At 63.2% G+C, this 24,029-nt stretch carries 24 protein-coding genes; 16 read left to right on the top strand and 8 right to left on the bottom strand.

What is annotated here, in order from left to right; translation table 11 throughout:
* The first annotated feature begins 36 nt into the window (after positions 1–36).
* Positions 37–2,373, top strand: coding sequence for a putative bifunctional diguanylate cyclase/phosphodiesterase (locus tag LZ016_RS10755; protein WP_241447370.1), 2,337 nt, complete (start codon positions 37–39; stop codon positions 2,371–2,373).
* Positions 2,374–2,379: 6 nt separating this feature from the next.
* Here LZ016_RS10755 and LZ016_RS10760 read toward each other — a convergent pair whose 3' ends face one another.
* The gene (locus tag LZ016_RS10760) at positions 2,380–2,682 is read right to left on the bottom strand and encodes an EF-hand domain-containing protein (protein WP_241447371.1); all 303 of its coding nucleotides are present in this window, start codon (positions 2,680–2,682) and stop codon (positions 2,380–2,382) included.
* Positions 2,683–2,711: 29 nt separating this feature from the next.
* Positions 2,712–5,066 (bottom strand): PAS domain S-box protein, encoded by a 2,355-nt coding sequence (locus LZ016_RS10765; protein WP_241447372.1) that lies wholly within the window; start codon positions 5,064–5,066, stop codon positions 2,712–2,714.
* A gap of 88 nt (positions 5,067–5,154) precedes the next feature.
* Here LZ016_RS10765 and LZ016_RS10770 point away from each other — a divergent pair, with 88 nt between their 5' ends.
* The 3 genes from LZ016_RS10770 to LZ016_RS10780 all read left to right on the top strand — a co-directional run bounded on the left by LZ016_RS10770 (position 5,155) and on the right by LZ016_RS10780 (position 6,788).
* Positions 5,155–5,484, top strand: a complete 330-nt coding sequence (locus LZ016_RS10770) for a hypothetical protein (protein ID WP_241447373.1) — start codon at positions 5,155–5,157, stop codon at positions 5,482–5,484.
* Positions 5,485–5,641: 157 nt separating this feature from the next.
* Positions 5,642–5,935 carry a hypothetical protein gene (locus LZ016_RS10775; RefSeq protein ID WP_241447374.1) on the top strand — a complete coding sequence of 98 codons (294 nt, stop codon included), beginning with the start codon at positions 5,642–5,644 and terminating at the stop codon, positions 5,933–5,935.
* Between the two features lie 79 nt (positions 5,936–6,014).
* On the top strand, positions 6,015–6,788 hold the full coding sequence (locus LZ016_RS10780; protein ID WP_241447375.1) for a hypothetical protein: 774 nt from the start codon (positions 6,015–6,017) through the stop codon (positions 6,786–6,788).
* A gap of 385 nt (positions 6,789–7,173) precedes the next feature.
* On the opposite strand, the gene LZ016_RS10785 is transcribed toward LZ016_RS10780, so the two are convergent.
* Positions 7,174–7,956: an OmpA family protein gene (locus tag LZ016_RS10785; RefSeq protein ID WP_241447376.1), complete on the bottom strand. Its 783-nt coding sequence runs from the start codon at positions 7,954–7,956 to the stop codon at positions 7,174–7,176.
* A 611-nt stretch (positions 7,957–8,567) separates the two neighbouring features.
* Between LZ016_RS10785 and LZ016_RS10790 the strand changes: the two genes are divergently transcribed.
* Positions 8,568–9,242 carry a DUF3313 family protein gene (locus LZ016_RS10790; protein WP_241447377.1) on the top strand — a complete coding sequence of 225 codons (675 nt, stop codon included), beginning with the start codon at positions 8,568–8,570 and terminating at the stop codon, positions 9,240–9,242.
* Between the two features lie 28 nt (positions 9,243–9,270).
* Positions 9,271–9,468, top strand: a complete 198-nt coding sequence (locus LZ016_RS10795; RefSeq protein WP_241447378.1) for a hypothetical protein — start codon at positions 9,271–9,273, stop codon at positions 9,466–9,468.
* Here the strand turns inward: LZ016_RS10795 and LZ016_RS10800 are convergent.
* Complete coding sequence (locus LZ016_RS10800) at positions 9,458–10,552, bottom strand: AraC family transcriptional regulator (protein WP_241447379.1); 1,095 nt, start codon at positions 10,550–10,552, stop codon at positions 9,458–9,460. The genes LZ016_RS10795 and LZ016_RS10800 overlap by 11 nt on opposite strands.
* Positions 10,553–10,711: 159 nt before the next feature.
* On the opposite strand from LZ016_RS10800, the gene LZ016_RS10805 reads away from it, so the two are divergent.
* On the top strand, positions 10,712–11,815 hold the full coding sequence (locus LZ016_RS10805) for an AI-2E family transporter (RefSeq protein ID WP_241447380.1): 1,104 nt from the start codon (positions 10,712–10,714) through the stop codon (positions 11,813–11,815).
* Between the two features lie 4 nt (positions 11,816–11,819).
* On the opposite strand, the gene LZ016_RS10810 is transcribed toward LZ016_RS10805, so the two are convergent.
* Positions 11,820–12,503, bottom strand: a complete 684-nt coding sequence (locus LZ016_RS10810) for a potassium channel family protein (RefSeq protein ID WP_241447381.1) — start codon at positions 12,501–12,503, stop codon at positions 11,820–11,822.
* A gap of 229 nt (positions 12,504–12,732) precedes the next feature.
* Here LZ016_RS10810 and LZ016_RS10815 point away from each other — a divergent pair, with 229 nt between their 5' ends.
* The 4 genes from LZ016_RS10815 to LZ016_RS10830 are packed head-to-tail and all read left to right on the top strand — an operon-like array spanning position 12,733 to position 17,221.
* Positions 12,733–13,584 (top strand): bestrophin-like domain, encoded by an 852-nt coding sequence (locus tag LZ016_RS10815; protein ID WP_241447382.1) that lies wholly within the window; start codon positions 12,733–12,735, stop codon positions 13,582–13,584.
* Positions 13,574–15,037, top strand: a complete 1,464-nt coding sequence (locus tag LZ016_RS10820) for an efflux transporter outer membrane subunit (RefSeq protein WP_241447383.1) — start codon at positions 13,574–13,576, stop codon at positions 15,035–15,037. Before LZ016_RS10815 ends, LZ016_RS10820 begins: the two co-directional genes overlap by 11 nt.
* Positions 15,034–16,182, top strand: coding sequence for an HlyD family secretion protein (locus LZ016_RS10825; RefSeq protein ID WP_241447384.1), 1,149 nt, complete (start codon positions 15,034–15,036; stop codon positions 16,180–16,182). Before LZ016_RS10820 ends, LZ016_RS10825 begins: the two co-directional genes overlap by 4 nt.
* Positions 16,183–16,186: 4 nt before the next feature.
* Complete coding sequence (locus LZ016_RS10830) at positions 16,187–17,221, top strand: DUF2955 domain-containing protein (RefSeq protein WP_241447385.1); 1,035 nt, start codon at positions 16,187–16,189, stop codon at positions 17,219–17,221.
* A 65-nt stretch (positions 17,222–17,286) separates the two neighbouring features.
* Here LZ016_RS10830 and LZ016_RS15550 read toward each other — a convergent pair whose 3' ends face one another.
* Positions 17,287–18,306, bottom strand: a complete 1,020-nt coding sequence (locus LZ016_RS15550; RefSeq protein WP_277622540.1) for an outer membrane protein — start codon at positions 18,304–18,306, stop codon at positions 17,287–17,289.
* Between the two features lie 235 nt (positions 18,307–18,541).
* On the opposite strand from LZ016_RS15550, the gene LZ016_RS10845 reads away from it, so the two are divergent.
* The 4 genes from LZ016_RS10845 to LZ016_RS10860 all read left to right on the top strand — a co-directional run bounded on the left by LZ016_RS10845 (position 18,542) and on the right by LZ016_RS10860 (position 22,159).
* A complete protein-coding gene (locus LZ016_RS10845) occupies positions 18,542–19,726 on the top strand; it encodes a patatin-like phospholipase family protein (RefSeq protein ID WP_241447386.1) in 1,185 nt (394 codons plus the stop codon).
* A 4-nt stretch (positions 19,727–19,730) separates the two neighbouring features.
* On the top strand, positions 19,731–20,450 hold the full coding sequence (locus LZ016_RS10850; RefSeq protein ID WP_241447387.1) for a DUF3047 domain-containing protein: 720 nt from the start codon (positions 19,731–19,733) through the stop codon (positions 20,448–20,450).
* Between the two features lie 101 nt (positions 20,451–20,551).
* Entirely contained in the window at positions 20,552–21,229 is a 678-nt protein-coding gene (locus LZ016_RS10855; RefSeq protein ID WP_241447388.1) for a DUF3313 domain-containing protein, read from the top strand.
* Positions 21,230–21,415: 186 nt separating this feature from the next.
* Positions 21,416–22,159 (top strand): sensor histidine kinase, encoded by a 744-nt coding sequence (locus tag LZ016_RS10860; RefSeq protein WP_241447389.1) that lies wholly within the window; start codon positions 21,416–21,418, stop codon positions 22,157–22,159.
* Positions 22,160–22,172: 13 nt separating this feature from the next.
* Here the strand turns inward: LZ016_RS10860 and LZ016_RS10865 are convergent, their stop codons facing one another.
* Complete coding sequence (locus LZ016_RS10865) at positions 22,173–22,820, bottom strand: response regulator (RefSeq protein WP_241447390.1); 648 nt, start codon at positions 22,818–22,820, stop codon at positions 22,173–22,175.
* Positions 22,821–22,848: 28 nt separating this feature from the next.
* Positions 22,849–23,079: a hypothetical protein gene (locus tag LZ016_RS10870; RefSeq protein WP_241447391.1), complete on the bottom strand. Its 231-nt coding sequence runs from the start codon at positions 23,077–23,079 to the stop codon at positions 22,849–22,851.
* 128 nt (positions 23,080–23,207) lie between these two features.
* Between LZ016_RS10870 and LZ016_RS10875 the strand changes: the two genes are divergently transcribed.
* Positions 23,208–24,029 carry a DUF2092 domain-containing protein gene (locus tag LZ016_RS10875; RefSeq protein WP_241447392.1) on the top strand — a complete coding sequence of 274 codons (822 nt, stop codon included), beginning with the start codon at positions 23,208–23,210 and terminating at the stop codon, positions 24,027–24,029.

Here is a 24,029-nt window from a genome sequence, read left to right on the forward strand (position 1 = left end):
GCTACCGCTCGCTGAGACCAGATTTAGCGAGTGGGAATGTACGAAGCTCCCGACCGATTTAAGCGGATAACCGCCGCTCGACTGCCCGATGGTGAGTCCCTCGGGCTGGCCAGCGAACCGGTGGATATTTCGAGCACTCCGCTCAAGGACGTGCAGCTCACGTCCCGCGCCCAGCTTGCGCCCTTCTTCGCGGCGGCCAACGTCGTTGCCGCGATCATGACCATCGCGCCGCTTTGGGGCGTGGTCAGCACCATCCTCCTCTTCCCATGGCTGGGCGCCGTCGCGCTGGTCAATTTCGGCGCCATGCAGCTCGCGCGCATGCAGGCGATCACCCACATCGGCCGTTCGGGACGCAGGGTCCCACCGTGGCAGATGATCGGCGAAGTCATCGTCCGCGCCGTCGTGTGGCTCTCGCTGCCGCTCTGGGTCTTCACCTCGATCGACCCAGGCTCGCAGGTCATCGTCGCCTCGATCGCGGCTGGCCTTGGCGTGGCCGGGCTTGGCCTCGTCGTGGTCCCGCGAGCCGCCATTGCCTGGATGTCGTCCTTCACTGGCGGCCTGGTCGGAGTGCTGTTGCTCGGCCGCGACACGGTGCCCTTCCAGCACATGCTGTCGATCCTGTTCACGTTGGGCGTGGCCATCTTCGGCGTCCTCAATGTCGCCCGCTGGGCTTTCGAGCAGCTCAAGACCAACGCCGATTTCAGCGCCCAGAGCGAGAGCGCGGCACTGCTTTTGCAGGAATATGAGCAACGCGGCGTGGGTTGGCTGTGGCAGGTCGATGGCGAGAACCGCGTAACCTACATCAGCTCGCGAATGACCGCCCTGCTCGGCCGCCCGGCGAGCCAGCTCGTCGGCCATTCAATGCCCTCCCTGCTCGGCGGCAATGCCGAACTCGGCCGCAAGCTCCTTGAGAAGCAGCCGTTCAACGCGCTCGAAATGGAGCTTCAGACGGCTCGTGGCCCCCGCTGGATCTCGATCGCCGGCGACCCGATCATCGACACCGCTGGCCGTTTCGAAGGCTTCCGCGGCGTCGGCAGCGACATCACCGAGATGCGGCAGACGCAGGAGCGGCTGACCCACCTGGCGAACATGGATGTGCTTTCGGGGCTGCCGAACCGCGGCCGTGTCCGTCAGCTGCTCGGCGAAGCGCTACGCACCGCAACATCGACGAACGTGCCCTGCGCGATCCTCTTCCTCGACCTGGATGGGTTCAAGCCGGTCAACGACACGTTCGGGCACCCGAAGGGCGATGCCGTCCTTCGCGCAGTGGCCAAGCGCCTCGTCGATGAAGTCGGTGCGGACGGCCATGTCGGCCGCATGGGCGGCGACGAGTTCGCGATCGTCGTGACCGATGCGCAGAGCCGCAAGAAGGTCGAGCAGATGTCCGAACGGATCATCAAGTCGATCAAAGAGCCGTACATGATCGACCAGACCGAGATCCGCATCGGCGTTTCAATCGGTGCCTCGTTCGGTCCGATCGACGGGGCCACCGTCGATGATTTGATCCTGAAGGCCGACCTCGCACTTTACCAGGCGAAGGATGCCGGGCGCGGTGTCGCTCGCTACTTCTCGTCGGAACTTCAGTCCGAGCAGGAAGACCGCGTCCGCCTCGAGACGGATCTGAGGCAGGCGATCACTGCGCAGCAGTTCCATCTCGTCTTCCAGCCGCTGGTCAGCGCGAAGTCGCAGAAGCTGATCGGGTTCGAGGCGCTGATCCGCTGGAACCACCCGCAGCGCGGCTTCATCCCGCCGAACGTGTTCATCCCGGTGGCCGAAGAAAACGGCCTAATGCCGCAGCTCGGCAATTGGATCATCGACGAGGCGTGCCGGGCGCTCGCGACCTGGCCGGAAGCCGTCACCGTCGCGGTGAACATCAGCCCGAAGCAGATCCTCGTCCCGGCGCTCCCGAACGTCGTCAGCGAAGCGCTCGCCCGCCACAAGATCCCGGGCAACAGGCTGGAGCTGGAAGTCACGGAGGGCGTGTTCCTGGGCGACAGCGGCAAGACCGTCGACGTCCTCGGCCGTCTGCGTGCACTCGGCGTGGGTATCGCGCTCGACGACTTCGGCACGGGCTATTCGTCCATCGGCTATCTGAACAAGGCGATCTTCCACAAGCTGAAGATCGACGGCAGCTTCGTCCGCGATTGCGGCTCGCGTCCCGAAAACGTCGCCATCATCAAGTCGATCGTGCAGCTGGCGAAGAGCTTCCGCATGTCGGTAACCGCCGAGGGCGTCGAAACGGCCGAGGATTTCGAGCGCATGCGCGAGCTCGGTTGCGACACGATCCAGGGCTATCTGTTCGGCAAGCCGCTGTCCTACGAGCGGGCGAACCAGATGGTGGTCGGCCTCGGCGCGAAGCGGATGGCCGGCTGACCAGCGCTAGTAGCGCGCGAGGATGAACTCCCGCGCGCGATCATATTCGTAGGGCGTCACCCGACCGTCGCCATCAGCGTCCGCGATTTCCTTGAAGGCGCGCGCGGCGGGCTGAGCCTCCGAGACGGAAATGATGCCGTCACCGTCCGCGTCGAACATGCGCCGCGCCCACTGGTTCAGCACCCAGTCGCGATCGAACAGCTCGACCGCGCGAGGATTGACCGTAGCGCTCGCCGCGGACGGCGCGACTGCGGGGTCGGCTGCGGCAGCAAGCATAAGGACGGCGTAGAGCACGACGCCAGAACGCACGTCGCCACCCGACGTTGCGGCTGTTTCAATCAGGTGCTTGCTAGGGCGCCCCTTACGGCCTTGCTCAAGGCCTCCGCACGAAACGGCTTGGTCAGCAGCGGAGCGTTGGGCGCGATGCGTTTGATCGATTCCGTTTCGCTATAACCGGACACGAACAGGATCGCCTGATGTGGGTGCGTCGCTAGGATTTTGCTGGCGACGTCGGCACCCGACAGGCCCGGCATGATGAAGTCGAGCACTACGAGGTCCGGCCTTTCGGATGCAAAGGCCGACAGGCCAGTTTTGCCGTCGACCGCTTGGCTCACCTCATAGCCCTGGTCCTTCAGGGCTTCGGCGATGAACTCGCGGACGTCGGGATCGTCGTCGATCACGAGGACCTTCTCGGCGGAGGGCTCATCCGTCGGCTCCTGGTCCTCTGCGTTCCCCGCAACCTGCTCCGCAGCGTCCGCGGCGACCTTGAAATAGAGCCGCACCGTGGTGCCCTTGCCGGGCTCGCTGTCGATCCTCGCCACACCTCCGGATTGGCGCGCCATGCCGTAGACCATCGAGAGACCTAGGCCGGTGCCTTTCCCGACTTCCTTCGTCGTGAAGAACGGCTCGAACGCTCGTTCAACAACGTCGCGGGTCATTCCGACCCCGGTGTCGCTGATGCACAATTCGACATAGCGGCCTGCCTCGAGATCCGGATCGTCGTCCAGTTCGACGGGCCGGGTCGCGAAAGTCAGGACGCCTCCCTCGGGCATGGCGTCGCGGGCGTTGATGGCGAGATTGAGGACGGCGACTTCGACCTGCGTCGGGTCGGCGAGGACCGGGAGCAATTCCTCATCGAGGTCGAATTTCTTTTCGATGCCGGGGCCGAGCACGTTTCTTAGCAGCGGGCGCATGTTCTGGATCAGCGGCGCTATCTTCGTCGTGCGAAGCTCCAGCCGCTGGACGCGGCTGAAGGCGAGCAGCTGTCCGGTCAGTCGCGCTCCACGCTCTGCAGCGGTCAAGGCGTTGGAGGCGTAGCGCTTCAACTTCGCGTCTTCGATGCGCTTGGCGAGCAGGTCCAGGCCGCCGACGACCACGGTCAGCAAGTTGTTGAAGTCGTGCGCGATGCCGCCGGTGAGCTGGCCGAGCGCTTCCATCTTCTGGCTTTGACGAAGCTGCTCCTGCGCCGCCTTGAGCTCGGTTATGTCGCGGGCTTCGAACAACAGATAGATGATCTCGCCGTCCTCGGCCTTCACCGGCTGGACCGAAACGTCGAGATAGGCCGTTGGAATGCCTTCACGCTCCATTCGGACTTCGGTGATGAAGATCTCGCCCTTGGCCGCCTTGGCGATGCCCTTCTTCATCACCTCAATGTGCTGCGGGTAAGCGCGCATCGTGGGCGCGTCCCACAGCTTTTGCCCGATCGCGTTCTCGGGTGTCGGATCGCGCCACATTTCCCGGCGATTGTTCACGGCGAGCACGGTCCCATCCGGCGCAAGCAGGACCATGACTTCCAACGCCGCTTCAAAGACTGCGCGGAACTGCGCCTCCCGCTTCGCGAGTTCGGCCGTGCGCTCCTCGACCTGCCGTTTCAGATCGAGTTCCGCTTCCTTGGCGACAGTGATGTCCGTCGCCGCTCCGATAAAGCCGGCAAGCTCGCCATCCGCGCCGAAGCGCGGTGAGCTCGTGCTCTTCAACCAGCGCCACTCGCCATCGCCCCGTTTGTACCGCCCCTCCAGCGTGAAGGTCTCGCGCGCCGCTTCGCCCGCGACCGATTCCTGGACGATGCGGTCGTGGTCTTCGGGATGGATGCGCTCGCGCCAGTCGAGTGTCCGAGCCTTCTCCCGGCTGACACCCGTGAATGCGACATAGGCTTCGTTCACGAAGTCGCGGGTGCGGTCGAGCCGCGTCACCCACATCATCACCGGCGCCTGATTGGCGATACGGCGGAACCGCTCTTCGCTCTCTTTCAGCGCTCGCTCAGCTACCCTCTGTTCGGTGATGTCGGTGATGAGCGCAATGATTCCGCGCACGCCGGTCCGTTCATCGGACCACGGCATGTAGTTCGTCTGGACGGCGACCTTGCCGCGCGTCGGGTGATCGAAGTCGGTGACGAAGAATTGCGGCTCGCCGGCCAGGGCGCCAGCGAGCATTGTCTTGCGAAACTCGTATGCTTCTTCGCCGATGACCTCAGATATGTGGCGGCCCAGGACCTCGGCGCGTGGGCGTTCGAACCAGTCGGCATAGGGCTTGTTGACGAAACGGTAGACGAGATCCTGGTCGAAATAGATGACCATGACGGGCAGCATGTCGGCGACCGCCAGCATGCTGGAGAAGTCGAAACCTCCCGCAAAGGGCCGGGCGGCCGCTCGCGGCGTCTTTGCCGCTCTCTTCACCTCGCCACCGTCATTCATGGATGCTCATGCTTGCCCAAAAATGCCCGCAAGTCGATGTGTTAGAGGCAGGCATGCTGACGAAATTCATAAACAAGGATTAGGCGCGATGATCCAGCACGTTCTCCTGGCCCTCGTCCTTCAACTGCTAGTCGTTGCGGTGATACGCAGTTGGGCAGCCGGCGCGTTCACCGCTGCGGCCTGGGTCATCTCACGCGAGATCACCCAGGCCGAGTACCGTTGGATCGAGCATTTGGGAAACGGCCTGCGGGCGAATATGCCTTGGTGGGGCGGTCTCGATCCGAAGGTGTGGACCCGCGCCGATCCGTGGCTCGACTGGATAGTGCCCACACTGGCCGTCATCCTCGCCGCACTGATTGGTCGACGTTTCCAGAAACGGCGGAAATCCGGACTTCGTTCAGGTGACGCGGCTCCGTAAAAACCCGCCCTTCCCCTCCGGACTTCTTCCTAATGAAAATGGCTGCGCGGGCACCACAATGGCCAACGGTCGCATTTTTGCGGCCTCGTGTTGTTTCCGTTGCATCTCAGGCGTGCCTGGCTTCGCCCGGCAAGCTCTAAAACAGAGGAGGAGGATAATGCCCTTGCTAGGTAAGAGCATCGCATCGGCCGGATTGATCATTGCGAGCGGGCTAAGCCTGAGCGCGTGCGCGACCGAAGACTATGTCGACAAGCACATCGCGACGGTGAACGACCGCATCAGCGCGCTGGAAGCGAGAGTGAACACCGTCGATCAGTCGGCCCAGCAGGCAAACGCTGCGGCTCAGGCTGCCGCAGGTGCTGCACAGACCGCCAATCAGCGGCTTGACCAGCTGACGGCCCGTGTGGACGGCATCGAGCAGCAACTGGCTTCCAAGAAGCCGCGGAACTGATCTTACACCCGCGGGGTTCGTCACTGTCGCATGGCGGACTCCGCGGTGAAGATTTTCGATTGAGGTACTGAGTTTGAGAATGCGCCTTCGCGCGACGGCTTTCCTGGCCGCAGTCGCGGCTGCGAACGTCGGATTGTGCTCGGCAAGCGCGGCGCAGCCGGTCGACATGGGACCGCCCGTCGACACGCTTGCTCCTCTGCCCGCTTCCGCAAGCGTTTCGAGCCCGGAGCTCCCGCAGGTGGATCCGCTTGCGCCGCTTGCCGACGCTGACGCCAAGCCGGATGGTCCATCTGCAGAGGCCGTCCAAATCATCAATTGGGTCCTCGCCTCCCGCGACAACGGCGAAGTGCCCTTCATGGTCATCGACAAGGTCGCGGCCGAAGTCTTCGTCTTCGATGCGAAAGGCGAATTCGTAGGCAAGACGGCCGCATTGGTCGGATCGGCAGTTGGGGACGATTCATCGCCGGGCGTGGGCGATCGCGAGCTTTCCAACATCGCTCCAGAAGATCGGACGACCCCGGCGGGCCGCTTCGTCGCGAAGTTCGGTCACGCCTACGGCAACCAGAAGGTGCTGTGGGTCGACTATCACACGTCGATCTCGATGCATCCCGTGATCACGTCGAACAAGAAAGAGCACAGGCGCCAGCGCCTCGAGTCCGTCACGCCGGACGACAACCGGATCACCTATGGATGCATCAACGTGCCGCGGAAGTTCTACAGGAGCGTTGTCGAGCCGCTTTTCACCGGCACCAGCGGGGTCGTCTACATCCTTCCCGAAACCCGGCCGCTTCAGGAAGTCTTCCTGGCCTTTAACGCTCGGTTGACGCCAGCGCGGGCACCGGGATCCTTCTGACTCCTCATCGCCGGGAAGCGTTTGGAAACAACTAGGAACTTGTCCGGATATTTCACGGCGCCAACTCGAAGTATTTAAAACCTCAGAGATCCTAGGAGCCCAACCTCCCGATTGGGTTCAGGACTCGCGCGAGGCCCGCAATCCTGCGAAACCCCCTCTGAAGCACGTTTGCGGGCCTCGTCGTTCCGCACGGGGCCAATTGGCCAGAAGTGCTAATCACATGGTTCATATGGAAAAGTTTGTTTGGCGGCGAACGACTACGGCCCGCGCAAGTCGACCGGAGCCCCCAAGCCGGTCGGGTTACGTGGGCGTGTAAATGCCCGGGTTAAAAGGAAGGCCCGCTCGGACGTACGGATCGAGCGGGCCTTCTTTTTTGGCTTTGCCGTCAGTTCTGCAGATGCGCTGCGCTGGTCAGGACGCGAACCGTTACCTTGCGAGCTCCTTGCATCGAAGCCGAGTTGGCCTTCTCAACCGGGATGTTCATCTGGCCCATGGCCGACGCGCCAAGGACGCGGCCTGGAAGCACCTTCCCGCTCTGCTTCAGATAGTTGATCACTGTCTGCGCGCGGCGATCGCTCAGCTTCTGGTTCGCGGCGGCATTCCCCGTCGGATCGGCGTAGCCGAGTACGGAAATCACGTAGCCCTTCATGCTCGCCGCGTTGCCGGCGAGGGCCGAGAGCTTCTGCTTGTCGGACGCGGAGACTACCGCGCTGCCGCTCTTGAAGTAGATGTTCTCTTCGGCGCGGATGTCCCACTCGCCCATCTTCGAATAGGCCGACCGGAGCTCATCGCTGCGGCGTGCGGTCTCTTCGACACCGGCCTGGATCTGGGCCGCCGTCTTGTAGTCCTTCGCCTTGTACTCGATGTCCTTGATCACGAACTGGCCGCCCGCATCGTCGCCGTCGAGGACGACTGGGAGGCCCGGCAGTAGCGACGCCGCCGGAACGGTTTCCTTCTGGCCGCCGAGCGGACCGGAAACCGAGCGAATTCGCGCATCCGCCGGGAGCGAATAGGTCTGGTTGCCGGCCGGCGTCTTGATGGTCAGCTGACCGTTCTGGTTGGTGACAACGATGCCCTGAATTTCACGGGGCTCCGCCGAGGCCGGAGTTACGTAAAGTGCCGCGGCGCAGGCGCCGACGGCGAGAATGCGGAATGCGAGTCCTGCCATCTTCGATCTCCTTCGATCCTGTCACGCCGGATGCGGACCCGGTCGAAGAGCCGAGGTAGGGCCCGGTGGCGGAGACCTTCCATCCGTGAAAACCCTTCCCGCCCTGACCAGAAATCAGGAGGTGCAATTGGCTCGGCATCCGTTGCGCCACACAAGCGCGGTGAGGTCCCGATCCCTCGTTTCACCTGCGTTAAGGCTCGCTCGCATAAGGCAAACCTTCGGGCATGCGTATTTGGATATTTGGAACACGGCGCGGCGTTGGCAGTGAGGCATGATGGACGAGTACAGGCGTTTCACCGACGTTTCAGAGACAGATCCGCAAGTTGACCCGAGGTCTACCGCGCAATCGGTTCGAGCCGACTTCACGAGCCTTCTCGACATCTTCGATCGGCAGCTCGAGCAGTTGACCGACGCCGAAAGTCGCTCCCATTTGCTTCAGGCCAGAGCGGCTGCGGCAAGAGGGCTCGAACTGAGCGAATCGCTTCTGGATCTGATGCGCGCTCCAAGCGGAGCGAGCGGGGCGACCGCGAACTCCTAAGGGTTTCCTCCGATAGACTTGATGCCCCCCTGAGCCGGAACAACGGGGCTGACTTCGAAGTCAGGAGGCTCAGGTGAAACGCCACCGGCATTTCACGCTCGTACTCGTCGCGGCGTTACTGTTTGGAGGGCCGGCCGCCGCCAAGGCGCCAACCACGTGGGACGGGCTCGTCCAAGTCAAATCGAAGCGTCTGAACCTGGTCTACCTGCAGCCGGGAGCGGACTTCCGTGTCTACACCAAGGTCATGATTGAACCGACCGAGGTTGCTTTCGCGAAGAATTGGCAGCGCGACTACAACCGGACCGCATCATCTCTCAGCGGGCGGGTGTCCGACAGCGACGTGCAGCAGGCGCTGACGAAAGCCGTAAAGGCGGCCGACGACATCTTCACCGAAGCGTGGACGAAGGGCGGCTACATGGTCGTGACGGAGCCAGGCCCCGACGTGTTGCGAGTCCAGACGGGCATCGTGAACATCACCGTGAATGCGCCCGATCAGCCCACCGCCGGGCGCAGCTATTCCTTTTCCGGCGAGGCCGGATACGCAACCCTGTTTGTGGAAGCGCGCGACTCCATGACCGGTGCACTGCTTGGCCGGGCCGTGGATCAGGGCGTAGCCGGGGACAATTCGGCAGCCTGGCGGACGAGCGTCAGCAACCGTGCGGACTTCCGGTACCTGGTGGAGGACTGGGCCAAGGCCGGCGTTCGCGGAATGACCGAACTCAAGGCGCTGTCGCCAATCAAACCCTAAACATCCTACCGAGAGCGAGGACGAATCCATGCACAGGTCAGCATCCCTCATCGCCGCAATCGTGTTCCTGGCGCTTGCGCTGGGCAGCCTCTACCGGCTGCTCGTCGGTTTCCCGGTGGTTATCGGGGGCGTCGAGATCGGTCAGGTGGCGACTTTCTTCGCGTTCGTGATCTGCGCCGCGCTCGCCCTCATCCTGTTCCGCGGCAGCGGACGCGTCAGCGGCTGAGCCGTTGAAGCGGCTGCTCCGGCGAGCCGCCGCTGAACCTGCGTTCGATCGGCGCGACGACGCTCGCCCTGAGATGCAGCGCGTCGCGCTCGCGCATCATCCGGCGCCACCGTGCCGGTGACATTCCGAACTCGGTCGTGAACCAGCGCGTGAACGAGCTCAACGCCGAGTAGCCGGTGAGGTGCGCCACCGCCGTGATCGGCTGGTTCGAATTGCTGAGATAGCGGGCCGCGAGTTCGCGCCGCGCATCGTTGAGCAAGGTGCTGAACGGCTGCCCCTCGCTGATGAGCCTGCGTTGCAGCGTGCGCAGCGGAATCCCGAGATATCTCGCTACGCCTTCCGCATGTGCCTGCCCGTCCGACATCAGAAACGGGATCGCACTGCGCACACGCTCCGTCATCGTGTCGTCGTGCCGAACGCCCGGCATCAGGTTCAGGAGCCTGCGCGCGTGCACGATGAGTTCTGGGTCCGCGAACTCGTTCGGGGCATCGAGGCTAGCCGAGCTGCATGACATACCGTCGAAGCTGCTGTCGAACTCCAGTGGGCAACGGAACACGCGTTTGAACGTGGCAATGTGCTCCGGCGCCGAATGCCGAAAGTGGATGCAGTCGGGCTGCCAGTTGCATCCCGCGCCGTCGACGAGAACCCGGTAAGCGATCGTCGCGAGCAGATTCACGCCCTGCATGCCACGCAATCCTGGAATGAGATTCCATTCAAGCGTCGCATGCTCGCCGTCGTCGCGAAGCGTCGTATGGACGATTTCATTGATCAGGCGGCGATATTCGATCGCCGCGTCGATGATATCGCGCATCGTCGCTTCGTGACGCAGCAGCAGGCTGACGGGTCCCAGGCTGGCGAACGTCCGGAATTCGCCAAGCACTACGCTGAAATCGTCCCGGCCCGATTGCGCGGCGCTGTCCTCGAGCAGGCTGAGAATGCGGCTGGCGGGAAGCCAGTTCTCAGGGTCGCGCAGTGAGCTCGGATGCAGGCCGGCGCGGCCGAGCATGGCGTAAGGATCCAGCCCGAAGTGCTTCGCGACTTCGGTGTAGTTGGTCAGCATGACCGCGCGAGCACGTGCCAGCAAGGTGCGCCTCCTTCGCAATCAGTACTGAAGTCAATCGCGGTCCGCTCTTAGGGGAACACCCGATATGCTCCGCGCTCGCCTGTCCTAGGATGCGCGACTTCTGGGGGAAGCATCTACGCTCCTGCGCGCCGCGACCGCGCGGATCTGAAGGTGGCGAACATGGCACTCGAAACCAACGCGAAGATCACCGGCAAGATTGTCGACGTCGGCCTGCCGCTACTTCTGCTCGCAATCCTCATCGCATTGTGCGTGCAGCTGCTCATCCCGTTCGTGGGGCTACTGCTGTGGACCTTGATCCTCACGATCTGCTTCTACCCGGTGCATCGAAAGCTGGTCGGTCGGGGCACGAGCAACCGCATGTCCGCCATCATCATTGGTGTCGGACTAGCCGCCCTGATCCTCGTACCGACGGCGATCGCCGCAATCCACGCTGCAAGCTCCATTCCTGAGCTCGCGAGCGGTTTGATGTCCGGTCAGCAGCACCTCCGGCCTCCACCGGACCGCCTTAAGGAAGTTCCGGTCATCGGCGCGAAAGCCCATGCGATCTGGGCGCAGGCATCCAACGACATGCCGGCGTTCGCAAAGCAGTTCGGGCCGCAACTCACCAGCTTCACCAAGTGGCTGCTTGGCGTCGCCGGCGGGATGATCGGCGCCGTGCTGGCACTTGTCCTAGCCGTCATCTTCGCGGCGATCACACTCGCGTACGCCGACAGCGCGCGCGCGTTCATGCTCTCGATCATGGCGCGCCTGACCGGAAGCCGTGAGCGGGGCCAGCACTATATGGACGTGATCGGTGCGACGGTGCGCTCCGTTGCGAACGGCGTCATCGGCGTGGCCTTCGTCCAGGCACTCCTGTGCGGGATCGGTTTCTTCCTTGTCGGCATCCCGGGCGCCGGCATCCTGTCGCTACTCGCAATGGTGCTCGGCGTCCTTCAGGTGCCAGTGCTGCTCGTCACTCTGCCGGCGATTGTTTTCGCGTTCGCCGTGAAGTCGACCACAGTGGCCCTGCTCTTCACGGTCTGGTTCATCATTTCAGGGCTGAGCGACGCGGTGCTCAAGCCGCTGATGATTGGTCACGGCCTTGAAGTGCCGATGCCCATCATCCTCCTCGGCGTCATCGGCGGCGTGATCGCCTATGGGCTCGTGGGCCTCTTCATTGGCGCGGTCCTGCTGGCCGTCGGATACGTCCTCTTCCGCGAGTGGCTGGGCTCGCCCGCTGCGGAGACCGGTTCGGAGAAGTCGACGCTCCAGGCAGCCGAATAGCGGATCAAAGCTCGTCCTTGATGGTCGGGAAGAGTCCGATCAGCCGGGCGACCATGACCGCGAGATAAAGCTGTCCGCCGATGACCTCGAAAATGGTTAGTCCGCGCGCGAGATCGCTCTTCGGAAGAAAGTCGCCGTATCCCAGCGTCGCAAGGGTGACGAAGCTGAAGTAGAGGGCGCTAACCTCTGTGAAGGCACTTGGGCCGCTGTAGCTTCCCGGCCAATATGACTCGACGGATAGGTGGAGTTGTCCAAAGAATATGCCGGCGAGAAGGTAGGTGCTCAGTGCGGCATAAACGACTTCCTTAGTGGCAATCCTAGCCGTCACAACCGCCTTCAGCGCCGACGCTGCGGCCACAAGGCCAATGGTTCCGTAGAGCCCAAGCATAGAACCCGGTGAGACGGGAACGTCATCACGCTCGGACGCGAAGCGCACGATGACGATCAGGACCATGACTGCGAGCAGAACGTAGCGATTGTGCTTCGTCTGGTTCGGCATGACTGCCGCGATGAGCGCGAAGCCGCACAGGAATCTGATGATATTCTGCGAATGCCCGAGGGCAGCCGCGACAGGCGTCAGGACGAGCATCATGAGCAGCGAGTAGAAGAGGAGGGCGTATCGGTTCCGGCCGTACGCGCGCCACACATTCCCAACACGACTGGGCCGCTTCCCCTGCGCTTCGTTCATATCGGGACCAATCAGTAGCTCGAAACGTGACGGGCTACGGTTGTCGACGCCGCTGGCTTCTCTGCAATCAGGGGAAGTTCGTAGTGACCTTCCCCTCAGGAAATTCCCTCAGTCGTTTCGCGGAATCCCCCAGTTCAAGTCCGTCGACCCATCTGCATAGCTGTTGGGCAGGTCCTCAGAGCCTTGAGAGGCCAGGCGGACGAGTTCCAGGGAGCGAGAGAGCGGCCCAATGCTGAGCGACTGGCTATCCAGCCTCTCCATCATCGGAACCGGCGCCGTGACGTTGGCGGTGCTGGTTGGCGCGGCTGCTGTCGGGCAGTTTTTTCGGCGCCTCCAAGCGCGCCGAACCGCTGGTGCAGAAAAGGAGTCTGAGCCTTCCGTTGCGCAGGAGGGCTATCTACTTGGGTCCGCGCTCGGGCTGCTCGGTCTATTGCTGGCCTTTACCTTTGGGATGGTCATCAATCGCTACGAAGCCCGTCGGGAGCTGGTCACGACCGAGGCCAATGCCATCGGAACGGCCTACCTTAGAGCGCAACTCCTCGACGAGCCACACCGGAGCCGGCTCAGCAATCTGCTTGTCGCCTACACGGAAAATCGCATCGATCTCGCGACCGCGGCCGACCCGAACGCCTTCTTGGCGACTAACGATCGTCTGCTCACCGAAATCTGGGCGGCCGTTAGTTCAGCGCGGGAGTCCGCACTTGCGCACGGAATTTCCACCCCGCTGCTGATGACGTTCAACGAAGTCATCGACCTGGATACCGAGCGCAAGATCGCCTGGCAGCTGCGCGTGCCTGCAGAAGTCCTATTGCTGTTGTTGGTCTTCCTGGCCGTGGCGGCGACGCTGGTGGGGCATCAGATCGATGGACCCCGCGGCAGGCGCGCTGCCGTCGTCCTTTTCCTCCTGCTCGCTGTCTCGATCACGGTCATCACCGACATCAACCGGCCGATGACCGGAAGCGCCAAGGAATCGCAGCAGGCGATGCGAATGCTGCTCGCATCCCTGAAAGCACAGCCGCCTCGAGTGTTCGATCAATTCAAGGCGACGCAGCCAGCGGCGCAGCCGAGCCATGCGCACTAAACCAGCCATTGCGCACCGAGTCCTCTCGGCTGCTTGCTGCATCTCCCTCCTGAGCGCCTGCGTCCAGGGCAACGATTATGTGAAGCCAAGCCTCGAAGTTCCAGGCAAATATCGGTTTGCCGATGCGGCTTCTACGCAGCTGGAGCCCCTCGCCGGAACCTGGTGGATCGGATACGGCGACCGGCACCTCGACAAGCTCGTCGGCGAAGCGCTCGCGAACAATCGCGATCTCCGCATCGCGACCGCGCGCGTCGATGAATTTGCGGCGATCCTGGCCGGCACCAAGTCGCAGGGCCTGCCCCAGGTCGGTTACGGGCTAAGCGGGCAACGCGCTCGCGCAAGCGAGGAAAAGATCCCCTCGATCGTCAATCCGCTCAGCACGACCTTCAGCACTGTCCTGTCCGCAAGTTGGGAGATCGACCTCTGGGGCCGAATTCGCCGCGAAACCGAGGCCGCGCGCGCCAACCTCCTCGCGACCGAGGAAGCGCGCCGCGGGGTCACCCTGACGCTCATCTCATCGGTCATCATCGGTTACATCAACTTGCTCGATCTCGATGAGCAATTGCGCATATCGGAACAGACGGCCGCCGGCCGGGCCAAATCCGTCGACGTGTTCGAAAAGCGGCTCGCGGCCGGCTGGATATCCGAGTTTGAAATGGCGCAAGTGCGGGGCGAGTACGAGCTCGCGCTCGCTTCCCTGCCTCCCCTGCGTCAGGCGATTGCCGTCCAGGAAAACGCCCTGTCCGTGCTGGTCGGCCGGAATCCCGGCCCGATCGAGCGCGCAACGCCGCAGGAGCTAGCAGGCTTCCACCAGATCGCGGTTCCCGCCGGCCTTCCGTCCGAGCTACTGACGCGGAGGCCCGATATCCTCCAGGCCGAACAACAGCTGATTGCATCGAACGCGCTGATCGGCGCGGCGCGGGCGCTGTTCTTCCCCAGCATCAGCCTGACCGGCCTGTTTGGCTTCGCCAGTGGCTCGCTGGGTAGCTTGTTCACAGGCCCGGCCCGGACCTGGTCCTTCACCGGCGACGTCGCCGGCCCGATCTACACCGGCGGCGGCCTGACAGCAGCCGTCGACCAGGCCGAGGCCCGGCGCGACCAGTCGCTCGCGAACTACGAGCAGGTTGTCCAGAACGCTTTCCGCGACGTCGATGACTCGCTCGTCGCGGTGCAGCAGAGCGCGCAGTTCCGGGATGCGCTAGCCCGTCGGGTGGCGACACTCACGCGCGGCGTGGAGTTGGCCAACGAGCGCTACGAGAACGGCTATTCCGACTATCTCGAAGTCCTCGACACCGAGCGCAGCCTGTTCAACGCCGAGCTTCAATACGCCTCCGCGCGCGGGGATTATCAGCGCGCTTTGGTCAATGTTTATCGCGCCCTTGGCGGCGACTGGACCAATCTTCCGCCAGTCACAGCTTCGACCGCGCAAACGCCGGGGGGCGGCACGAAATGAACGACAGTGCTCAGGCCGCAACGGCCAATCAGCCGGTAGCTACCGAGATGACGGTAGGCTCGGGGAAGCCGCCTGCGAGCCCCATGCGCAAGATCGTCCTGATCGCGCTGCTGCTTCTGCTGATTCTGTTCGTCTACCACGTACTGTCCGACCGCTTCACGCCCTACACGTCGCAGGCGCGAGTCGATACCTATCTGACTCAGATCGCCCCGGAAGTTGCCGGGGACGTCCTGCAGGTCGCAGTCAAGGATAATGGCAGCGTCCGTAAGGGGCAGCTGCTCTTCCGGATCGACCCCGAGCCCTACGAAGTGGCAGTCCGCTCCGCCGAGGCGAACTTGTCGGTCGCGTTGCAGGCCGCGGACGTCTCGGTCGCCGACGTCGCAGCGGCCCAGGCGTCGCTAAGGAAGCAGCGCGTCGACTTGGCCGCGAACCGCCAGCTTGGCGGGATCGTCACCGGTCTCGTCAACCAGAAGGCACTGGCAGAGACCCAAGGCATTCGAGCGCGCGCCGAAGTTGCCAAGACCGAGGCGGACGTCACTCGAGCGCAGGCCGATCTCGAGAAGGCTCGAGCCAACCTCGGTTCGCCGGGCATGAACAACCCGAAGGTGCGTCAGGCGCTCGCGGCATTGGACCAGGCGCGCCTCGACCTCCGGAATACCGAGGTACGCGCCCCCTCCGACGGCACGGTGACCAACCTGCGGCTGGCGGCAGGACAATATGTAGGTCCTGGCCAGCCCCTCTTGAGCTTCCTCGAAAGTGGTCCGCGCTGGATCTCGGCGGACATGCGCGAGAACCAGCTCGGCAACATCAGGCCGGGTCAGGACGTCGCCATCGCGTTCGACATCCGGCCGGGCAAGTTGTTCAAGGGCAAAGTACATAGCATCGGTTGGGGTGTCAGCCAGGGCGACGAAGCGCCCACCGGCCAATTGTCGACAATGCCGAAGGAGCAGGGGTGGCTACGAGAGCCGCAGCGATTCCCGGTCCGCATCATGATCCTGCCCGAGGAGGCGAAGAAGGCGCGCTTCGACAACGGGCGCAGCGGCGCGCAGGCCAACGTCATCGTCTTCACTGGCGACAATTTCATCATGAACCCGATCGGGAGGCTCTGGATCAAGATCGTCGCACTGCTGAGCTACCTCCAGTAGCGCGATGGCGACCGCCGCCCATTCCGTACCCGCTGATCCCGCTGCGACTGCGCGATTGCAGTTCGTCCTTCGCTTCAGCTTCGGCACCACAGCAGCATTCATCGTTTGCGAGCTCATGGGGTGGCAGCCGTCAGCCCTCGCGCCGGTTCTAACCGGTGTTCTGCTCGCCAACCTGCCTGTCGCGCCACCCTTCAAGGTCGGGATCGTCCTGATCCTCGTGATGGCCGTGTGCGCCTGGCTCGCCTTTTTGCTGACCGTCTGGCTGCAGCAGACACCCCAACTCCTCTTCGGCGTGATCGGCCTGATCATGTTTATCGCCTTCGCGGGGCTTGCTCAGGCCAAGGGCCAGTTGCCGCTGACGCTCCTGTTGATGTGCATCACAGTCGTTCCGGTCGTGACGCTGACCCTGTCGGAATATGCTGGAATCTTCCCCAGCCTGCTCGCTCGAGCGATGGGGCTGGCGGTCATCTTCACGTGGATTGCCTATGCGATCTGGCCAATGCCCTCGCCGAAGGCGCCCGATGCGCCGGCCGCACCGCAGCAGTTTCCGGTGGCCGCGGCGGCTCTGGGCGTCCTCATCGTGCTCCCGGTAATGCTGGTCTACCTCCTGTTCGGGCTGACCGACGCGATCCCCGTGCTGCTGACCACCGTACTGCTAGTCGCGCAGATGGAGCAGGAACGCAGCGCGGCGAGCGGCTGGGCGAAGCTCCTGGGCAACTTCCTTGGCGGCTTCGTCGCGGTCGCGGCTTATTACCTGCTGCAGATCGCGCCAAACCTGGCGACGCTTGCACTCATCAGCTTCATCATAGGCTTCGGATTCGCGAACGAGATCGTGAAGGGCGGTGTCCGCGGGGGCAATGCACTGCTTGGCTACAATGCGTCGATGGTGATCTTTGGACTGGCGCTGCTCAAGGGTGAGGACAACAGCGGCACATGGGGCGCCCGCGTCGTCCAGTTCGGCATCGCCTGCACCTTTGCCGTCGGCATGATGATGCTGCTGTGGCCGCGGCTGAAGGCGCGCTCGAGCAAGGCCTCCTGATCTCGCACAAAAGGAAAGGCCGGCCCGGGCATCCCCGGACCAGCCTTCTCTCATTCGCCCAGGCCTTAGCCGCGTTCCGGCGCCGGCGGCGGCGGAGGCGGGGGCGGCGGCGGAGCCGGGCAGGTCTCCGTAGCCAGGATCACCGTTCCGTCCGGGCAGGTCTGCGTCGGCGGCGGCGGCGGCGGCGGAGGCGGAGGCGGCGGCGGTGGCGGCGGAGGTGGTGCTTCCACTCCACCGAAGTTGTACGCCAGCGTCAGCAGCAGGCTGTGCGACCGGACTTTCGATTCGAAGTCGAAGTCGATGCCCGCCGTGGACGTCTGGATGACAGTGACCGGCGCCGTTCCACCAGTCGGCGTGAACGTGAGCGACTCCGGATTGCCCTGCAGCCCGATGGCACCGAGGTCCTGAAACTTCATGCTGCCTGTCACGAAATAGCGATACCGGACGCCAATATCGATATTCGGGCTGAGCGCGTAAGACGCTCCCAATATGCCTTGCCAGGCGACGGCGCTGTCCTTGTCGCTGAACAGCTTGGCACGGGCCCAGCCCACACCGCCGCCGGCCTGGAACGAGAAGCCGTCCGGATCGCCGAAGTCGAGCAAGCCGTTCAGCATCACGGAGAAGACGCCAATAGACTCATCGAGACTGACGTCGGAATCCGAAATTGCCGGAAGTCCGGGAGCGCCCGGATCAGGAGCAACCGATGGCCGGTTGAGATCAGCATTCAACGCGTCCACGAAGGTGCTGTTGACCTCGAATTTATCATTGTTGGCGTGCTTCCAGCCGATCTCGCCTTCCACGCGGAACATGCCGAAGTCGTACCCACCGAAGGCACCGATATCGTAGCCCTTCTTGTAGTCCAGGCCGAAGGCGTTGTTGAACGAGAAGTCGGACGGCCCCGCAGGGGTACCGAGGACGCCTCCCGGTACGTTGACCGTGTTGTAGAAGACGTTCACGTCCGCGTCCTGGTCGCGAGGCAGCCAGAGGCCGGCTTCGACACCGGCGTAGAACGAATTGTCCCGTGCAACAGCGGGTGACGACAATGCGATCGCCGCGATCGCTGCTGACACTAGATATTTCCGCATTTTCATCTCCTTGCCGAGACACTGCCAAGCGAAACGCAGCGGTCAGCGTCCCCTGTTGGCCGTTTGGCTGGGCCTTAATCGACGAGCCGGTTGGACGGAGGAATCGGGGTTAAACCCTAGTTTGTGCGGCCCGAACTGAGGGATTTCATGGATGGTTTGCCCGCTCTCCAGAGGGAGATTGGGAGCCTCTAGAGGGAGGCGCGAAATGGCCGCATCTTGGCGAAAAGTAATACTTGTGGCTTCCGCGACACAGTTCGCAGTAGCAGGATGTTCAACGCCACAGCGGCTGCCGGCAGTCCCGCAGGCGGAGATCACGCAGGCGAGCCCCGTAGCAGGGAACGTCCGCTTCCTCGTGACGCGTGAGACGGACAGCTTCGCCGCGGAAGCCCAGAACGCTGTCGCAAAGGAGAAGGCATGGCTGGCAAGCCAAGGCCGACCAGGCGAGCTTCCACCCGCATATTTCCTCGCCATCTCCGGCGGCGGTGACAATGGTGCCTACGGAGCCGGCTTCCTCAACGGATGGACCGCGGCAGGAACCCGTCCCGAGTTCAAGGTCGTTACCGGGGTCAGCACCGGCGCGCTCATCGCGCCATTCGCATTCCTCGGCCCGAAGTACGATTACGTGCTGAAGAGGGTCTACACGGAGACCTCGCAGAAGGACATTTTCAAGAAGCGCGGCATCGTCAAAGGCATCTTCGGCGACGCCATGGCAGACACGCGCCCGCTCGGCGCCACGATCGCATCCTACGTCACTCCCGAGCTGCTGGAGGCCATCGCGGCGGAATATGCGAAGGGCCGCATCCTGCTCGTCGGCACCGCGAACCTGGATTCACTCGAGCCCGTGATCTGGAACATGACGGCGCTAGCGGCCAGCAAGGATCCAAACGCGATCACGCTGTTCCGGCGCGTGCTGCTGGCGTCGGCGTCGATCCCAGGCGCCTTCCCGCCGGTCATGATCGACGTGACCGTCAACGGGACGCACTATCAGGAAATGCACGTCGACGGCGGGACGATGGCCCAGGTTTTCCTCTATCCGCCGTCCCTGAACATCGCGAACGCGCCGCAGCGGCAGCGCACTTTGTACATCATCCGCAACGCGCGCCTCGACGCCGATTGGGCGAGCACGGAGCGCCGGACGATGAGCATCGCCGCCCGCGCAATCGGATCGCTTACTCGGACGCAGGGTGTAGGCGACCTGTATCGAATTTATGTCACCACGCAGCGCGACGGCATCGACTACAATCTCACCTACATCCCGCCGACGTTCAACACTCCGCACAACGAGGAATTCGACACGGCCTACATGACCTCGCTGTACAATGTGGGCTTCGAGGCGGCGAAGGCGGGCTATCAGTGGCAGAAGTTTCCGCCGGGCTACAACGGGCCCATCCCGAACTCGGCGGCCTCCTCCGGACGCTAATGGCATGCATCCAGGTGTAGCGGGCGTACTGGTCCTCGCGGCGGCGGGTGCCGCTACGCCCGTCTGGATAGGCCACTTTACCTCGCCAGGCGCGCCGCCGCCCCCGTGGCATATGGTCAAACTGACCAGTCAGCGGCCGACGAGCTATCGGGTCACGAATGTCGCGGGCCGGACCGCACTCGAGGCGACCTTCGATCGGAGCATGTCCCTGATGGCGAGGTCGATCGGCGTCGACCTTGGGCGCACGCCGGTGCTGTGCTGGCGCTGGTTCGTGGACGGGCCGGTGAAGAAAGCCGACATGACCCGCAAGAGCGGAGACGACTATGCCGCTCGGGTCTACGTGGCCTTCGACGTCGACGACGCCGCAATGTCCGGCTCCACGAAGTTCAAGCTGAGGATGGCTCGGGGATTGTTCGGCAAGGACATCCCGGACGCCGCCGTGGTGTACGTGTGGGACAACAGCCATTCGATCGGGACCGCGCGCAAGAGCAGCTACACCGATCGCTCGCAGCTCATCGTCGCCGAAACCGGCGCCGCCCGGGCAGGAACCTGGGTCTCCAAGCGTGTCGACCTGGCATCGGATTTCGCCAGGGCATTCCCCAACCAACCCGGCAAGCCGACGCAGCTGGCCGTCGCGGCCGATGGCGATAACACCGGCAGCAAGGGCCGCACAGCCTTCGCCGACATTCACTTCGTCGAGCGCGGCCAGCCGTGCGCGTTCTAGCGGCCCTCAAAACGGCGCGTCCGGGTTTGTCCTGATGGAGCCTGAGCCCGGTCGGTGCGACGCCAAGACGAGTTGTCAGCCATCAATCGAGCGAGTGAAGCATGACCCGCAACACCTTCCGTATCGCCCTGCCCGCCCTGCTGCTCGTGACTGCGGTCCCCGTGAGCGCGCAGACTGAGGATCACGCGCCGGTCTCGCTCAAGTCCTCGAGCAAGATGATGCAGGACAAGCCTGGGTCCGAGTCCTGGACCTATGCCCAGCCGACGTCAGTTTTCCAGAAGTACCGGACGCTCATTGTCGATCCGACCGTCGTCTACCAAGGACCCGATGCGCAGTTCGAAGGGATCGAGCCCGCCGATCGTGCGCGCTTCGCCCAGATCATCACCGACGAGCTGCGCTCCGAGATGGCGCAGAGCTTCCCCTCCCCGGCAAAACCGCAGGGCGACACGATGCGCCTGAAGGTCACGCTGCTGGGCGCGGAGAAGACGAAGGGCGGCATCGCCACCGCAACCCGGGTCACGCCCTTCGGGTTCGCGACCAGCGCAGTGAAGAGTGCACTGGGAAAGACGGGCAGCTTCACCGGGTCCGTGCTTTACGCCGTCGAGCTGACTGACGCCCGCACGGGGGAACTGCTGATCGCTGCCGTTCGCCGCCGGACTCCCGATCCGCTGGACGTTCCCGCGACCCTTTCGACAACGGACACGATCAAGGCGGTCTCGCGTGATTTCGCGAACTCTGCGCGGAAACGACTCGTGGAGCTCACCGGCGCGCCAAAGTAGTCCCAGCTAATGGACTAGGAGAGCTCCGGCTCCCGCTAGGGCCATTTCCCTAGTAATTTCCTTGTGTCACAAAACCGTAACCCACTGAGAATTCATATGACTCAGTGGCGCTACTAATGTATATCAATGATGCTCGGTCAGTACTTCGCCGGAATGAGTTCTCCGAGGAAATCCGGGGGTCGCGAGATGAGTCAGAGCTGGAACTCGATTCAGCCGACATATGCCGACGACAGTGCCGCGTCGCATGACATCGCTGCGCATGGGGATGACCGGCTACTCGACTGGCGTGCCGACGAAGGCGTGGAGCTCGACGAGCTTCTGAGCATCCACGAATATGAGCGTCAGCGGCTTGGGCAGGAACTGCACGATTCCGCGGGCCAGCTGCTCGTTTCGGCGCAGCTTAGCGTCGCGCATTTGCGCGTCGTCGACGCCAATTCGGGCCACAGCGAACTGATCGACGACATCTCGGAAACGCTGGGCGAGATCAGCAAGCAAATCCGGGCGCTGGCGTTCCTCCACTATCCGGCGGAACTCGCCGATCGCGGCCTTGGATCGGCGGTCGAATGCCTGGTTCGCGGTTTCGCCAAGCGCACCGGCATCACCACCAGCTTCGAAGCAGTGGGCGATTTCGCGAGGATCGGCGAGCGCTCGGCTACGGCATTGCTAAGGATCGCTCAGGAAGCGCTCGTCAACATTCACCGGCACGCTCATGCGGAAAGCGCGAGCGTCAGCCTGAAAATGTGCTCCAGGTCCGCCGAGCTCACCGTCCGCGACGACGGCGTCGGCATTCCCGAGGAAGGGCTGACCCACCCGCAGGGCATTGGCCTGAAGGGCATGCAGCATCGCGTCGGCAAGCTACGGGGCCGCTTGCGCGTCAGCAACATGCGGCCGGGCACGGAGATTTTCGCGAGCGTTCCTGTCGCCGCCTGAGCGGCAAGTCGCCTCAGGCCTGGATGAGCTGATTCCTCACCGCGTAGCGGACGAGGTCCGCCGTCGTCCGCAGCTTGAGCTTCCGCATTGCACTGGCGCGATGAGTCTCGACGGTCTTCACGCTGATGCTCAGCCGCTGGGCGATTTCCTTGTTGATGCGGCCCTCGGCAACCTGCTGGACGACCTCGCGCTCCCGATGCGTCAGACTGCTCGCCAGCGGATGAGGCTTGCTCTCCAGGAATTGCTCCAGGAGCGCGTCGGAGATCGCTCCGGAGAAATAGGAGCGATGGATCGACAAGGCATCGAGCGCCGCAATCAGGTGGCGTTCCGCATCGGACTTCAGCACGAAACCGCGAACGCCGGCGCGGAGCACATCCATGATGATTTCTTCACGGTCGTGCATGGTGTAGAGCAGGATCTCGATGCGGGGCAGCTCGCGCTTCAGGGCGTGCGAGAGATCGAGGCCATTTAGTTCCGGCACCGAATAGTCGAGGATCGCGATGTCCGGGCGGGTCTCCCTCGCCAGTTCCAGGCCGGCGCGTCCATCCGATGCTTCGCCGACGACCTCGTAATAAGGCTTCGTCTCAAGAAGCTGCCGCACGCCGCGACGTATGGCGTCATGATCGTCGACAATGATGATCCGTCGGACCGGACTGGTCATGACTGTGCCAACTCGCGCATCTCCGTCCCTACGCCTGTACACGCGGAAGCCCCACTTCCTGCAGCGTTTCGCTTATCTGCACCAACAACATTTGTGCCGAAATCGCCGTCGCTTGCACCCCATTTGGTACGCCCCGAATCGCCTTTTCCAATCGGGGTAAACCCATACGATCAACGGTCGTATTGCTGCCGGAGTTGTGCGTGAGCCAGTCGCTGTCCCCTGTCCGCAATGTCGCGTTAAGGCGTTGTGCTTCGGCCATGAAGCGCCAAGGCTGAACGGTATCAGGAACCTCACCTACCGGGTCCAAGGGTTAGCCCGATGAAAGCGCCCTTAGGACGCTGGTACGCCACCATTGGAATTTCAGCGTCCAGCCGATGGAGAGCGGGCATGAAGCGTCTATTGTACACCACCTTAGCTACCGGGCTGACGATTGCCCTTTCAGGCACTCCCGTCGCCGCGCAGGACCCTGCACCGCCTCCGGAATCCGGCATGTCAATGCCGCAAGCGGCCGGAAACGACCCGATCGCGAACGAGGGCGTGATCGACGACGTCGCGGTCGATGCCCTGAAGGAAATGAGCAATTTCCTGATGAGCGCGAAGACCCTCGGCATCGTGTCAGAAGGCAGCCTGGACGTCGTTACCAACGACGGGCAGCGCATCCAGCTTGACGGTGTCACGACCTACAAGGTTCGCAAACCCGGCTTCGTCATCGACTATGCGAGTGACATCAAGAGCCGTCGCTTCATATACGACGGCAAGACCTTCACGGTCTATTCGCCGAAACTCGGCTTCTACGCCTCGGTTCCGGCGCCCGGCACCAACAAGGAGGTGCTCGACACGATCTATCAGAAGTTCGGCATCTCGCTGCCGCTTGAGGACCTGTTCCGCTGGGGCGACAGCGGTGCCAACGCCGATCGCGTCAAGGCGCTCAAGTCCGCCTATCAGGTCGGAACGGCGACGATCGATGGCGTGGAGACCGACCACTACGCATTCCGCGAGGAAGACGTCGATTGGGAAGTCTGGATTCAAAGCAGCGGCGATCCTCTGCCGAAGAAGCTGGTAATCGTTGACCGGAGCGACCCCGCTCGCCCGACCTTCACGTCGCGCCTCAAGTGGCAGATCAACCCCGCCTACAGCGATGCTGACTTCGCGTTCACGCCCGATGCGAACGCGAAGAAGATCCAGCTCGCCACCTACAAGGGAGAGTAA

The sequence above is a fragment of the Sphingomonas telluris genome, from assembly GCF_022568775.1.
GTDB classification, from domain to species: Bacteria; Pseudomonadota; Alphaproteobacteria; order Sphingomonadales; family Sphingomonadaceae; genus Sphingomicrobium; species Sphingomicrobium telluris.

What these genes read in the sequence shown, in the direction of transcription:
- LZ016_RS10830 (WP_241447385.1), top strand. Translation starts at nt 16,187, where the DNA reads ATGGCGACCGCCGCCCATTCCGTACCCGCTGATCCCGCTGCGACTGCG.
- LZ016_RS10805 (WP_241447380.1), top strand. Translation starts at nt 10,712, where the DNA reads ATGGCACTCGAAACCAACGCGAAGATCACCGGCAAGATTGTCGACGTC.
- LZ016_RS10820 (WP_241447383.1), top strand. Translation starts at nt 13,574, where the DNA reads ATGCGCACTAAACCAGCCATTGCGCACCGAGTCCTCTCGGCTGCTTGC.
- LZ016_RS10865 (WP_241447390.1), bottom strand. Translation starts at nt 22,820, where the DNA reads ATGACCAGTCCGGTCCGACGGATCATCATTGTCGACGATCATGACGCC.
- LZ016_RS10795 (WP_241447378.1), top strand. Translation starts at nt 9,271, where the DNA reads ATGCACAGGTCAGCATCCCTCATCGCCGCAATCGTGTTCCTGGCGCTT.
- LZ016_RS10875 (WP_241447392.1), top strand. Translation starts at nt 23,208, where the DNA reads ATGAAGCGTCTATTGTACACCACCTTAGCTACCGGGCTGACGATTGCC.
- LZ016_RS10770 (WP_241447373.1), top strand. Translation starts at nt 5,155, where the DNA reads ATGATCCAGCACGTTCTCCTGGCCCTCGTCCTTCAACTGCTAGTCGTT.
- LZ016_RS10780 (WP_241447375.1), top strand. Translation starts at nt 6,015, where the DNA reads ATGCGCCTTCGCGCGACGGCTTTCCTGGCCGCAGTCGCGGCTGCGAAC.
- LZ016_RS10860 (WP_241447389.1), top strand. Translation starts at nt 21,416, where the DNA reads ATGAGTCAGAGCTGGAACTCGATTCAGCCGACATATGCCGACGACAGT.
- LZ016_RS10775 (WP_241447374.1), top strand. Translation starts at nt 5,642, where the DNA reads ATGCCCTTGCTAGGTAAGAGCATCGCATCGGCCGGATTGATCATTGCG.
- LZ016_RS10755 (WP_241447370.1), top strand. Translation starts at nt 37, where the DNA reads ATGTACGAAGCTCCCGACCGATTTAAGCGGATAACCGCCGCTCGACTG.
- LZ016_RS10815 (WP_241447382.1), top strand. Translation starts at nt 12,733, where the DNA reads ATGCTGAGCGACTGGCTATCCAGCCTCTCCATCATCGGAACCGGCGCC.
- LZ016_RS10810 (WP_241447381.1), bottom strand. Translation starts at nt 12,503, where the DNA reads ATGAACGAAGCGCAGGGGAAGCGGCCCAGTCGTGTTGGGAATGTGTGG.
- LZ016_RS10870 (WP_241447391.1), bottom strand. Translation starts at nt 23,079, where the DNA reads ATGGCCGAAGCACAACGCCTTAACGCGACATTGCGGACAGGGGACAGC.
- LZ016_RS10850 (WP_241447387.1), top strand. Translation starts at nt 19,731, where the DNA reads ATGCATCCAGGTGTAGCGGGCGTACTGGTCCTCGCGGCGGCGGGTGCC.
- LZ016_RS10855 (WP_241447388.1), top strand. Translation starts at nt 20,552, where the DNA reads ATGACCCGCAACACCTTCCGTATCGCCCTGCCCGCCCTGCTGCTCGTG.
- LZ016_RS10785 (WP_241447376.1), bottom strand. Translation starts at nt 7,956, where the DNA reads ATGGCAGGACTCGCATTCCGCATTCTCGCCGTCGGCGCCTGCGCCGCG.
- LZ016_RS10825 (WP_241447384.1), top strand. Translation starts at nt 15,034, where the DNA reads ATGAACGACAGTGCTCAGGCCGCAACGGCCAATCAGCCGGTAGCTACC.
- LZ016_RS15550 (WP_277622540.1), bottom strand. Translation starts at nt 18,306, where the DNA reads ATGCGGAAATATCTAGTGTCAGCAGCGATCGCGGCGATCGCATTGTCG.
- LZ016_RS10765 (WP_241447372.1), bottom strand. Translation starts at nt 5,066, where the DNA reads ATGAATGACGGTGGCGAGGTGAAGAGAGCGGCAAAGACGCCGCGAGCG.